Raw genomic sequence first — 10,603 nt, 5'->3', positions numbered from 1 at the left:
GTTGACGAGTCCTGGGACTCGTCAACCGCGCACGAGCGCCGGAGGCGCCTACACCGGACCGCCGAGCCAGACGCCCACCTCTTCACCCGACACATGGCGCGCGTCGTCACTGACGAGGAACGACACGGTCGCCGCCACGGACTCCGCCGGGATCCGCGGCCAATGGGCGGCCAGGGCGTCGACGGCGGCGTCGCCCCCGGAACTGATGATGTCGGTCTCGACGAAACCGGGGACGACGGTGTTGACGGTGATGCCGCGCCGCGCGACCTCGAGTGCCAACGTCCGGGTCATTCCGGTCAGACCGGCTTTCGCCGCCGAGTAGGCGCTCATCCCGGGCGACGGCCGCCGTCCGCCGGACGGGCTTCCGAAGAAGACGACGCGGCCCCAGCCGTTCTCGTACATCGCAGGCAACGCGGCGTGCGTGCAGTAGAACGCCCCGCTGAGGTTGACCGCGATCACGCGATCCCAGTCGTCCGGTTGCTGCTTGCGGACCGAACCGGCGAGGTTCATGCCCGCGTTGTTGACCAGTACCGTCGGCGCCCCGAGCGTGTCGGCGGTCCGTGAGATCAGTTCCTCGGCGGAGGCCGCGTCCCCGATGTCCGCCTTGATCGCCGCCGCGCGGCCGCCGCCCGCGACGATCTTCGCGACCACGTCGGCCGCATGAGTCTCGCTGCGCGAATAGTTCACCGCCACGGCGAAACCGTCCGACGCGAGTCGCTGCGCGATTGCCGCACCGATGCCCCGGCCACCCCCGGTGACGACGGCGACCTTCTGTTCACCCGCGTTCGTCATTCAGCGCACCTTCCGGTGAGTGTCCGGCACGTCCGCGTACGTGTCGCGCAGTTCCCGTTTGGCGATCTTGCCGCTGGCCATCCGCGGCAAGGGCTCGTCCAGCAGGACGACGTAGCGCGGGACCTTGAAGTCGGCGAGGCGCCGATTGCAGAACTCGACGACATCCGCCTCGGTCAGGCCCGGCGCCGCCTTCACGAGGGCAGCCGGAGTCTCTCCGAACTTCGCGTCGGGCACGCTGATCACCGCGACTTCCTCGACCTCGGGGATCTGATTGATCACCGATTCGATTTCGGCGGGCGAGATGTTGAGCCCACCGGAGATGATCATGTCCTTGAGGCGGTCCACGTAGGTCAGGTAGCCGTTCTCGTCGAGCTTTCCGAGATCTCCCGTGTGCAACCAGCCGTCGATCAGCGTGGCTTTCGTCGCGTCCTCGTTGCGCCAGTAGCCCGGCATCATTCCCGGACCGCGGAGGAGGATCTGCCCGGTTTCGCCGGGCGCGCAGTCGTTTCCGGACGCGTCGACGACTCGGATCTTGGTGAAGATGCCACCCCACCCGCACTTGTCCGGATGCTCGGCCGCCTCGTCGCGGGGCATCACGGTGGCGGAACCGCCGATCTCGGTCTGCCCGTAGATCTGCCGCAACTGCACACCCCGGTCCTGCCAGATCCCCAGCAGGTGTGCAGGCACGCGGGCACCGCCCACGTGTGCGGTGGTGAGGTGGCGGAGGTCGGCGTCGGCGAATCCCGGGACCTTCGCGATCTGCTCGAACAGGATGGGTGGACCGGTGAGCGTCGTCGCCTTGTCCTCGACCAGAACACGCAGGGCCGCCTGCGGGTCGAATCCCGGTTGCAGGAACAGCGTGCCGCCGTGGATGACGGTGCGGGAAATGCCCCAGATGATGCCCGCCGCGGTGAACAACGGCAGCACGAGCAGAGGACGAAGACCGTTGGGCAGGATCGGTTCCATCAGCGACCACTCGTGCATCTCGCCCGCGATGGTGGCGTGGGTGAACACCACCCCCTTGGGCCTGCCCGTGGTGCCGCTGGTGAAGACGATCGCGGTCGGTGTCGAGATGTCGACCACGGGAGTCGGGAACGTACTGTGCTCCCCGCCGCGCAGGGGCCGCACGTCGTGTTCGAGGACGGCGATCGAGAAGGTGTCGTGTGCCTTCAGGACCTCTTCGAGTCTCGGAAGGTACGCCTGATCGCAGTAGACGATCTTCGGCTCACAATCCTCGACCAGCGCCGTGAGCTCGCCGGCGAGCATCCGTTGATTGAACGGCGCGGCGATGGCGCCCACCTTCATCGCCCCCAGCGCCGCCGCGCACCATTCGAGGGTGTTGGTTCCCACGAAGCTGACCCGGTCACCCGGCAGGACGCCGCGCGCCGCGAGGTCGTGGGCGACGCCGTCGGCCCACCTCGACAGTTCCGCGTACGTGACGACGTCGCCGTCGAAATCGATGGCCGGTTGGCCCGGGACGATCCGCGCCCAGAAATTCAGCGCGTCGATCACGGTTCCGCTCATTCATTGCCTCCTGTGTGCCCGGCCGCGACCGGTGGGATCGAAACCGAAGTTCTCCGTGACTGTGCCGCCCGTCACAGCTGCTAAATCTAAAGGTTGTTGTTAAATCCGGCAAGGTCTGCGCTTCGCGCCCGTGAGTACTTGTTAACCGCCGGACGTTAACAAGTACTCACGAGTGCCGGAGGCGCACCACCTCGACGTTGATGCCGGTGAGCTGCGACTGGTTGCTCAGCGGGTCGTAGCCGTCCGGCCCGGTGGGCGCGAGACGGTTGACGTTCACACCCGGGTTGCGCCTCGCGACGTCCAGCCCCCGGGCCGTGCGCTGCCCCCAGCCGTGGGTCATCGCCACGACGCCCGGCCGGAGGGTGTCGTCGTAGATCAGCATTGCGCCGACCTCGCCGTGGCGGTTGCGCACGGTGACGTCGTCGCCCTCGACGAGGTCCCGGCACCGCGCGTCGTCCGGGTGCATCCACAGCGGATTGCTCTGGTGGACGCCCTGTTTGAGTACGGGAAGGTTGTGCAGCCAGCTGTTGACCATGTAGTGGGTGCGCCGGGTGATCAGTTTGAGTTGGTCGGCGGGCTCCGCGGCCAACTCCTCGAAGATGCGTTCCGCGGTCCCGTACGAGCGCTGGAACAGCGCGGGACAGCAGTCGATCAGGCCGTCGTCGTGCTGGACCGCGATGCTGAACACGTGCGACGGTTCGGCCTCCGGCAGCACCGCGGTCTGGCACGGCAGGGTCGCGAGGAGATCGATGCTCAGACCCGATTCCCGCATCATCGCGTCGACCGCGGCGAACGGATTCGGGTAGGGGTCGTCGAGCAGCGTCGGGACGCCCATCGCCTGCTGGATGCGGGACAGGATCCACCAGTCGTCGCGGCGCTCCCCCTTCGCGGGGACGACGGCGGGCGTGTACTGCACGTACGGCTCCATCGCCACGCCCATCGTGTTGAGGAAGTTGACGTCCTCCCGTTCCAGCCAGTCCGTGGCCGGCAGAACATAGTCCGCCATCTCACCGGTGACCGTGCGGTACAGATCGACGGTCACGATCAGGTCCAACTGCTCGAACGCCCGGCGCAGGCGGTCGTCGCCACCGACCGACAGCAGCGGGTTGCCCGACACCACGATCAGCGCGCGGACCGGGTCGTCGGGATTCTCGATGAAGTCCGGCAGGAGCGCGGCGGGGAGATCACCGCCGACGGTCCGCATCTCACCGAAGGGACCCTCGTAGAACGGGTCCTCCCGTTTACGCTTGGAACCCTGCACCACGTCGGCGACGCCACGCGAGTAGATGTTGCCACCGCGCCTGCCGAGGTTGCCGGAGAACAGGCTGACCATGGTCAGCATCCAGTAGGCCAGGGTGCCCTGACGGCCCTGGTTCACCCCGGTCGCCATGTAGACGCTCGCGCTCGGTGCCGCGCAGAACTCGTCGGCGACCCGCCGGATCGTGTCGGCCTCGACGCCGGTGACCGCGGCGATCCGGTCGACGGGATACTGCCGGACGAAGTCGAGCAACTCGTCGACGCGGCGAGCGTGACGTTCCACCTCGGCCCGGTCGTACCCGATCCGGAAGACGATCTCGTGCAGGATTCCGGCGAGGAAGTAGAAATCGGTGTCCGGCTTGATCAACACCACGTCCCCGGTCTCCGGCGACGACGACTCGATGCGGCGCGGATTGACGAACAGCACGGTCCCGCCGCGGCTCTTCACGGCGCGGATCTTGGCCATCGGATCCGAGATGTGGATCAGCGTCATGTGCGAGACCTGCGGGTTGCTGCCGAGGCACAGGAAGTAGTCGGTGTGCAGCAGGTCGGGGATCGGATGCGCCATCGACGCCCCGTAGATCGCCTCACTCGCAGCATATTTGGCCGAGGTGTCCTGGGTTCCCGCACTGAAGCGCATCCGGGTGTCGAAGCCGCGCGCGATCGTGGCGGCGTTCGCGTAGTAGGCGCCGTTGAACGCCGACGGGTTTCCCTGGTAGACGGCAAGGGCACCCCGGCCGTATCGGCGCCGCACTTCCGCGAGCCTGTCGGCGATCTCGCGCGCCGCGACGTCCCACTCCACGGGTTCGAAGTCGCCGCGCTCCTCGCTCCGCGGATTTTTCCGCTTCAGCGGCCGGTCGAGGCGATCCGGATCCTGGTGAACCTGGAGGTAGTGCACGCCCTTGTGGCAGGAGAACCCCTTGTGCACGGGATGATCCCGGTCCGGCTGCAGCCGGACGACCTCGTCACCGTCCACCTCGGCGAGCAGGCCGCACCCCGGCTCGCAGATCCGGCAGAACGTGTGGACCTTCCGCGTCACGATCCCACCCGTGCGGCTCTCGCGACATCGCCTGCCGCGGGGGCGTCGACGATCTTGACCCGAGGACGTCCGACGGCCCGCCCCTGCTCGCGCTCGAAGCGGTCGATCGCGCGCCAGTCCGCGCCGCCGAGCGCGTCGGGCCTGCGTTCGCGCACCAGCGCCGCCAGGTCCGCAGCGGCCGAGGTGGGGGCGGCGAGCAGTCCCGCACGGTGATCGGCGAGGAGTGCCTCGACGGTCTCCGCCGCGCAGTAGCGATTGGTGCCGATCACCCCGGTGGCACCGCGCTTGATCCACCCCGCCACGTAGTGCCCGGGGACGGTCTCCCCCGTCCCCGGCAGCACGACGCGGCCCGCGGCATTGGCGACGGTTCCGGCGGCCTCGTCGAACGGGAGGCCGTCGATCGGCAACCCGCGGTACCCGACCGCCCGGAGGATCAGACCGCACTCGATCCGGTCCACGGTGTCACCGTGGGACACCAGAAGCGACTCGGCACGGCCCGCGCCGAGCACCTCTCGTGGGGAGGTATCGAAGCGCAACACGATGCGCTTGTTGCCCGGCGTCGGCTCCCGCCGGGAGTAGTCGGCGAGGATCCGCAGCTTGGCCGGTGCGTCCGGTGCCGCCGTCACCGGACCGTCGACGAGGACGTCGATACCCGGCAGCGAGCCGAGCGCGAGCAGTTCCGGCGTGGTGCAGGCCGCGTGCTCGGGTCCCCGCCGACCGAGCACCACCACCTCCTCGACCCGGCTGCCGGCCAGGGCGGCGAGGGCGTGGTCGGCGATGTCGGTGCGGCGCAGGGTGTTCACATCGGAGACGAGGATGCGGGCGACGTCGAGCGCGACGTTGCCGTTGCCGACCACGACGGCGCGGCGCGCGGACAGGTCGAACGTGCGGTCGGCGTGATCGGGGTGGCCGTTGTACCAGGCGACGAACTCCCGGGCGGCGTAGCTGCCCGGCAGGTCCTCGCCGGGGATGCCGAGGCGCCGGTCCCCCGATGCCCCGGACGCGTGGATCACCGCGTGGTGGTGGGCCAGCACCTCGTCGATCGTGACGTCCCGCCCGACCTCGACGCCGAGGTGGAAGGTGAAGCCGTCGCGTCGCGCGGTGCGGTCGAACACCCGGTCCACCGTCTTCGTGTGCCAGTGGTCCGGTGCGACGCCGAACCGCACGAGTCCGCCTGCGACGGGCAGCCGTTCGAACATGGTGACCTCGGCGGCGATGTCGCGGCGAGCCAGCAGTTCCTCGGCGGCGTAGAACGCCGACGGTCCGGATCCGACGATCGCCACCCGCAGCGCAGGGGGATGGGTGACGCCGGTGGTCGCGAGGGCGAGCGGGAGCGGCTGCACGTGTGCACCCGGCGGGGTGCTGCGTGGATTCCGCTGGAAGTACTCGGCGTTGATCTCCCGGTACCGGTCGATGTCGGGTGCGGGGGCGTCGCCCGGGACGATCGCGTCCACCGGGCACACGTCGGAGCAGGCGCCGCAGTCGATGCACGCGCCCGGATCGATGTACAGCATCTCGGTGCGCGTGTACTCCCGCTCGGCGGGAGTCGGGTGGATGCAGTCGACGGGGCAGACCGCGACACAGGTCGCGTCGTTGCAGCAGTTCTGGGTGACCACGTACGCCATCAGGGATGCTCCTCGCTGGTGCGCGTCACGGTGACCGGGACGCCGTTGAAGATCGGGGACGCCGTCAGCGCCTCGAGGTCGGTGGTGTCGTCCACCAGCGCGTTGTAGTTGCTGCCGGGCACCGACGCCGACCGGGACGTCCGCAGGCCCGGCCCGTGGTGGCCCCACCCGTGCGGCATGCTCACCACACCGGGACGCAATGCGTCGTCAATCCGCAGTTCGGCCGTCACGGTGGTGACCTTGGACGTCACCGCCACCCGGTCGCCGCCGACCAGGCCGCGCTCGGCCGCATCGCGCGGGCTGATCAGCAGGGCGCACTGGCCGCCGTCCGGTTGGGGCAGGGCATTGTGCAGCCACGAATTCATGCCGCGCCGCTGACGCCGGTTGATCAGCAGCAGATCCGGGGCGGACCGGGTCATGCTCGCCCGCACCCGTGGCAGATCCGCGACGATCATCTCCGGCATCAGGTCGATCCGCCCGTCCGGGGTGCGCAGCACCCCCGGGACGCGCGGTGTCAGCGACCCGTAGTCGATGCCGTCCGGGTTGGCCTCCAGCAGTGCGAGAGTCAGCCCGTCCGGGTCGAGCCCGAAACGGTCTCCGTAGGGTCCGCTGCGCAGACGCAGGTCCAGTAATCGCTGAGGGCCGCGCCGGCCGGTGACGGCGTGCAGAACCTGGTCCATCTCGCGGCCGGCGAGTGTCGCGGCGCGCCGGGCGGCGACGGCGGCCACCTCGTCGTCCATCTCCTCGACCGGACGCTGCGGGGTTCCCTTGGCGATCGCGGCGATCCGCAGCAGGATCTGCCATTCCGCCAGCTCATTGTCGGCGAGGTCGAGCAGGGGTGGGGTGTACCGCGCGACGTTCCGGATCTGGAAGTGCGCCAGTGTCACGTCGTGGTGGCCGCGGGTCGCCAGCGGTGGCGGCGGCAGGATCACGTCGGCGTGGCGGGTGGTCTCGTTGAGGTAGCAGTCCACCGACACCATGAAGTCGAGAGCGCCGAGCGCCTCCTCGATCGCGCCGCTGTTGGGCAGGGACCGGGCCGGGTTCCCGGCGAGGGTGATCAGCGCCCGGGTACGGCCCGGTCCGGGCGTGAGGATCTCCTCGGCGAAGCACACCGCGGGCAACTCCCCCATCGCCTCCGGCAGCCCCCGCACTCGCGAACGCCACCGGTCGAACATCAGCTTCGGCGGTCTGGTCACCGGCCAGGTGTTCTGCCCGCCGGCCGGCGGCAGCGCGAACATCGCCCCGCCGGGCCGGTCCAGGTTGCCGGTGACGATGGTGAGCACCTCGACGAGCCAGTTCGCGAGGGTGCCGAACTCCTGCATGCACGTCCCGATCCGTGAATGCGCCACCGCTGCAGACGCGCCCGCGAACCCCCGGGCCACCGCGCGGATCAGTTCGGCGTCGATTCCGCACGCGGCGGCGACGGCGTCGGGGTCGAAGTCCGCCGCCATCGCGAGAGCGGCGTCGAGGCCGTCCACCACCGCAGGCACCCGGTCGGGCCGGGACAGTCCCTCGGACGCGATGACGGACAGCACGCCGAGCAGGAACAGGGCGTCGGTCCCGGGCCGGATCGCCACGTGCAGATCCGCGACCTCGGCGGTTCGGGTGCGCACCGGATCCACCACGACGAGGGTGCCGCCCCGCTCACGCAACGCCTGCAGGCGCTGGTGCATGCCGGGCGCGGTGACGGTGCTGCCGTTGGAGACCATCGGGTTCGAGCCGAGGATCAGCAGGTAGTCGGTGCGGTCGAGGTCCGGCAGGCTCATCCCGAGCCCGGTGCCGTACAGCAGCATGTGCGCGAGGTTCTTCGGCCAGGTGTCGACGCTGGCCGGCGAGTAGATGTTCCGGGTACCGACGGCACCGATCAGCTCACCCAGGTAGAACGTCGAATCCAGGTGGTGGGCGGCCGGATTCCCGTGGTAGACGGCGCAGCTGCCCGGGTCATCGGTGACGAACTCCGGTAGCCGGCGCTCGATCTCGGCGAACGCCTCGTCCCAGCCGGCCTCGCGGAACCCACCGCCCGCGGTGCGCAGGAGCGGGGTCCGGATCCGGTCCGGGTCGCCCTCGATGCGGCCGAGACCGAGTCCCTTCGCGCAACTGTGCCCGGCGCTCATCACGTCGTCGGGGTTCGGCGCGACCCTCGTGATGGCGCGACCGTCGAGTTCGACCAGCAGCCCGCACGTCGACTCGCACAGCGGGCAGATCCGGTGCCCGGCGATCGGTTCTGCCGTCATCACACGTCCTGTTCGATGGTGGTGGGCTCGACCGCGACGGGAACCGCGGTCATGGTGGGCATCGCGTTGATCGACTGGACGCCGTCACCGGTTCCGGTCAGCGCGTTCACGTTCACTCCGACGTCGTCGCGCGGGTCGACGCTCCCGAAGCAGTGCGTCATCGATACGGTGCCGCGGGCCAGTGTGGCGTCCGCCCGCACGGTCGCACGCAGGTGCCCGGACGCCGAGCGCACGATCACCGCCTGCCCGTCGGCGATGCCCGCGGCGGCGAGGTCGTCCGGGTGCACGCTCGCGGGGTTGGCGCCACCCGGAACGAGTCCCGGCACGCGGGTACCGGTGGAGTTGACGGTCTCCCGGATCCGCCGCACCGTCAACCGGAGCGGGAACTGCGTAGCGGCAGCCCTCTCCGTCAGTGCTGCGTGCAGTTCGGCGCGCACGTCCCCGGGCATCAGTGTCAGGCGGTGCCCGGCATTCTCCTCGGCCGCCGGACCCACGACGGCGCCGCTGCGTCCGGCGACGTGTCCGTGCGGGGCGGCGACCAGGTCCGCGAACGGGACGCGCCCCCGCTCGGCCGTCATGGCCAGCAACTGCTCGGGCGTCGGTGGCGCGGCGGGGTCGAGGATGCGACCGGCGAACTTGACGGGCTGCCCGGAGGCGGCGGCGAGGTCGAGGAAGAATCGCCAGTCGTCGACGACGCCGGGCGGCGCGGTCACGACCGCGGGGGTGTACTGCGCGAACGGCTGCGGGAAGAACGGCTCCATGATCGCGGTGTGATCGGCACGCTCGTACATCGTGGTCGGGGCGATCACGTAGTCGGCGAGCCGCGCGGTGTCCGACATGCGCGGGTCGACGCACACCAGCAGGTCCAGTGATCGCATCGCGCGCAACGCTTTCCCGCGATCGGGCAGCGCCGCCGCCGGGTTGCCGCCGGAGACGATCAGCGCCCGCACCCGGTCGGGGCCGGGTTCGAGGATCTCGTCGGCGAGGATGCCGGACGGAAGTTCGCCGCGGATCGCCCGGACCCCGCCGATCCGGCTGCGGAATCCGTGCTCGAATGCCCGGGTGGCCGGGGCGACCTCCGCGCGCGCCGGTTGGTGCCGGGTCAGGACCGCGCGGTCGTCGGCCCGCTCCCCCTCCCGCAGATACCGGCCGCACACGACGTTCAGTGCCGCGACGAGGTGTTCCGCGAGGTTCGAGTGCGGGCCCATGCACAACCCGGTGCCGCTGGTGGCCATGCCCCGTGCCGCGTCTGCGAACACGCGTGCCGCGTCGCTGATCCTGTCTGCGGGAATGCCGCAGATCCGCTGCACGACGCCGGGGGTCACGCCACTGACAGCATCGGCGAGCACGGCCAGGTCGGCCGTGTACCGGTGGCAGAAGCCGGCGTCGTGGAGGCGCTCGGTCAGGACGACGTGCAGGAGACCGGCGAACAGCACTGCGTCCGTACCCGGCCGGGGCGCCAGGTGGATGTCGGCGAGAGCCGCGGTCTCGGTGCGTCGCGGGTCGACGACGATGAGCCGCAGGCCCCGTTCCCGCGCCGCCCTCAGGGTGACGGACGGGTTCTGCACCACCGCGCCGTCCCCGTCGCCGCCGTTGCCGGAGACGACGGGGTTGGTGCCCGCGAGCAACCACACGTCTGCGTCCTCGAATCGCTGCCGACCGCCGAGGTACGTTCCCATCCGTTCGGCGACAACCCATTTCGCGGACTGGTCGATGGTCATCGTGGAGAACAGCTTGTGCGAGCCGGTACCGCGGAACCAGGCTCGGGCCATCGGCGGGGTGAGTGCGGCGAAGTTCTGCTGTGTCCCCATGAACAGCGCGACCGCATCCGGTCCGTGCCGGTCGACGATTGCGCGCAGCCGGTCCGCGATGTCGGTGACCGCCCGCGCCACCGGCACCGGCTCGTGGGTGCCTGCGGCGGTGCGGCGCATCGAGGTGGTGAGCCGGTCCGGGCCGTGGACGAGGTCGCCGCCTCGGCGTCCCTTCGGGCAGGTGTAGCCGCCGGAGATCGGATGGTGGGCATCGCCGAGCACCCGCGCGATCCGCCCGTCCTCGATGTCGAGCAGGACCCCGCACGAGGAGGCACACAGCCTGCAGTACGACGTGGCCCTCGACGTGACGGATCGCATGGC

At 70.1% G+C, this 10,603-nt stretch carries 6 protein-coding genes; all 6 read right to left on the bottom strand.

Features of this window, described 5'->3' with window-relative positions:
- Positions 1-48: 48 nt before the first annotated feature.
- Positions 49-792: an SDR family oxidoreductase gene (locus tag ACFTZB_RS19830; RefSeq protein ID WP_378433652.1), complete on the bottom strand. Its 744-nt coding sequence runs from the start codon at positions 790-792 to the stop codon at positions 49-51.
- The gene (locus ACFTZB_RS19825; RefSeq protein ID WP_378433651.1) at positions 793-2,316 is read right to left on the bottom strand and encodes a class I adenylate-forming enzyme family protein; all 1,524 of its coding nucleotides are present in this window, start codon (positions 2,314-2,316) and stop codon (positions 793-795) included.
- Positions 2,317-2,482: 166 nt separating this feature from the next.
- Complete coding sequence (locus ACFTZB_RS19820; RefSeq protein WP_378433654.1) at positions 2,483-4,615, bottom strand: molybdopterin-dependent oxidoreductase; 2,133 nt, start codon at positions 4,613-4,615, stop codon at positions 2,483-2,485.
- Positions 4,609-6,237: an FAD-dependent oxidoreductase gene (locus tag ACFTZB_RS19815; RefSeq protein ID WP_378433650.1), complete on the bottom strand. Its 1,629-nt coding sequence runs from the start codon at positions 6,235-6,237 to the stop codon at positions 4,609-4,611. Before ACFTZB_RS19815 ends, ACFTZB_RS19820 begins: the two co-directional genes overlap by 7 nt.
- Positions 6,237-8,471 carry a molybdopterin-dependent oxidoreductase gene (locus ACFTZB_RS19810; protein ID WP_378433649.1) on the bottom strand — a complete coding sequence of 745 codons (2,235 nt, stop codon included), beginning with the start codon at positions 8,469-8,471 and terminating at the stop codon, positions 6,237-6,239. The genes ACFTZB_RS19815 and ACFTZB_RS19810 overlap by 1 nt, the downstream gene beginning before the upstream one ends.
- Positions 8,471-10,600 carry a molybdopterin-dependent oxidoreductase gene (locus tag ACFTZB_RS19805; protein WP_378433648.1) on the bottom strand — a complete coding sequence of 710 codons (2,130 nt, stop codon included), beginning with the start codon at positions 10,598-10,600 and terminating at the stop codon, positions 8,471-8,473. Before ACFTZB_RS19805 ends, ACFTZB_RS19810 begins: the two co-directional genes overlap by 1 nt.
- Positions 10,601-10,603: the final 3 nt, after the last annotated feature.

Source organism: Rhodococcus sp. NPDC057014, from assembly GCF_042673295.1.
Taxonomy (GTDB): domain Bacteria; phylum Actinomycetota; class Actinomycetes; order Mycobacteriales; family Mycobacteriaceae; genus Rhodococcus_F.
This window is presented reverse-complemented; position numbering and strand designations above follow the sequence as displayed.